This window comes from Paenibacillus sp. EKM301P, from assembly GCF_011800295.1.
In the GTDB taxonomy this organism is placed as follows: domain Bacteria; phylum Bacillota; class Bacilli; order Paenibacillales; family Paenibacillaceae; genus Paenibacillus; species Paenibacillus polymyxa.
The window spans coordinates 1-2,551 of record NZ_JAALFM010000032.1; the positions used below are offsets into that span (position 1 = coordinate 1).

Genomic DNA, 2,551 nt, shown 5'->3' on the forward strand with positions numbered 1-2,551 from the left:
ACGCCGCCAGCAGCACCATATACAGGGTAGAGCCTGTGTGCGCCGCCAGTTCCTTCAGGCGTTCGCTCACTTCGCGTTCCAGCCCAAACACCACGGTATCGCCTGCCGTACTTCGTATCGACGGACGGGCAAAGTCCGTCGGTAGATCCAGTACAGGCAGTTCCCCCCGGAAGGTGTCCAGCCAGTAGGCTTCCTGACGCTGCATCCATTCCTGATGGGTCTCACTTTGTTGCCATACAGCATAATCTTTGTACTGTATCCGCAATGGCGCTAGCTGTTCACCGTCATACAAGCGGACAAATTCATTAGTCAGTACCCCCATAGACACCCCATCCGAAACGATGTGGTGCATGTCGAGCATGAGTACATGCTGCGGTTCCTGCTCAGTTCCGGATACGCCCAGATCTACTAGGCCCACCCGCAACAGCGGCGCAGCTTTTAGATCAAACGGACGGACAAAGCAACTCACCAGCTCATCCACTTCCTTGCCGACCCTCGTGTCTGTATCCGTAGTCGCACCTTCAGCTTGTACCTTCGTATATTCCACCTCGAACGGCACAGTGTCCTCAACCCATTGCATCGGCTCACTGTCGATCAGATCAAAGCGGGTGCGCAAGGACGCATGACGGGCGATCAGTTGACGGAATGCATGTTCCACTCGCTTCACGTCCAGCGGACCGCTCACTTGCAGCACCGATGGCATGTTGTAGTTCACATCCTGCGGATCGAACTGATGCAGCACGTACAGTCGTTTTTGCGCCGAGGACAGGGGATAGAAGCTACGTTCTTCCGTTACCGGAATGGACGCATACGTTACTTGATCCAGCTGTTCCAATACAACGGCCAGTTGCTCAATCGTTGGTGCTTCAAAAATACTGCGCAGGGGAAGCGGCTTGTTCAGCTCCTTGTGAATCTTCGAGGCCAGTGTCGTCGCCCGCAGTGAATGTCCACCAATCTCAAAGAAGTTTTCCTTCACGCCGACCTGCGTCAGGCCTAGCACATCCTGCCAAATCTGCGCCAGCTTCACTTCGACCCACGTTCGCGGTGCAACATAGTCGGCTCCGGTTTGCAGGCTGTCTTCTGGTGCTGGCAGGGCCTTGCGGTCGATTTTGCCGTTCGGTGTCAGTGGCATCTGCTCCAGCTGTACCAGATAGGAAGGGATCATGTAACCTGGCAGCTTCTGGCTCAAAGTGCTGCGTAGCACACTTGCGACAACTTCCTCATTGGCGACCACATAAGCACAGAGCTGCTTTTGCCCTTGCTCATCTTCTCGTGCGATGACCACAGCTTCTTGCACTGCCTCCAGCTTCAACAGCTGCGTTTCTACCTCGCCCAGTTCGATTCGGTAGCCCCGAATTTTCACCTGCGCGTCGATCCGCCCCTTATATTCCAGCGTACCGTCTGCATTCAAGCGTACCATGTCGCCTGTGCGATAGCAGCGTTCTCCACTGCGGAACGGGCTGTCGATGAACTTTTCGGACGTCAGGTCCGGACGGTTGCGGTATCCACGTGCCACCCCGTCACCGCCTACCAACAGTTCACCCCATACCCCGACGGGCTGAAGCCGCATCGAATGGTCCACGACATACGCTGTCGAATTATGGATCGGTCTGCCAATTGGCACTGATTCCGATTGCACACCGATGATCGCATGCACTGTTGAAAAGGTCGTATTTTCAGTCGGGCCATAGATGTTACTAATTCGCAGGGATGGATGGGCCTCCAGCACCCGGTTCATATGTGGTACGGACATTACATCACCACCGACCAGCAGCTCCCGTATCCTCTCGAACAGCGTCAAATCCTGTTGAGACAGCTGGTTAAAGAGCGGTGTGGTCAAAAACATCGTGGTAATGCCGTAGCTGTGGACAGCATCCTTAAGTTTGAGCACATCCAAAATGACATCCTGACTCACTAGCACAAGCTGTCCACCGTTTAATACAGATCCCCAAATTTCGAAGGTGGATGCGTCGAAAACAATAGCGCCTGTCTGCAATATGCGCGTGTCAGCATCCAACTGCGCGTAGTTTGTATTTTTCACCAAACGTACGACATTGCGATGCTCCACCATAACACCCTTCGGCTGCCCCGTCGTACCCGACGTATAGATCACATACGCTAGATCGTTCGGACCGGACAACGGCTCCAGGTTAGAACCATCCTCGTGATACACACTTTGTGCTCCATCCAGCACCAGCATGTGACCGTCAAAAGCTACCTTGTCCACCAGATGGCTTTGCGTCAACAACAGCTCTGTTCCCGAGTCGTCCAACATATAGCGGATACGCTCCTCTGGGTACGTCGGATCGATTGGGACATATGCACCTCCGGCTTTCAAAATGCCTAACATACCCACGATCATGTCTATCGAGCGTTCGGTCATCAGACCTACCAAACGATCTTTTGTCACACCTTGACTGCGCAAGGTACGAGCCAAACGATTCGCACGTTCATTCAGTTCGCGATAACTCAGTTGCTCTCCTTCGAAGTACAACGCTGGCTGCTCTGGTGTGTGCGCCGTTTGTGTCTCAAACAGACCATGGATCGTTTG

General features: G+C 53.8%; 1 protein-coding gene. It reads right to left on the minus strand.

Annotated features, from left to right (window positions below; all coding sequences use genetic code 11):
- On the minus strand, window positions 1-2,551 hold a 2,551-nt coding region (locus tag HFD99_RS24660), incomplete at both ends, for a non-ribosomal peptide synthetase (RefSeq protein WP_167441038.1).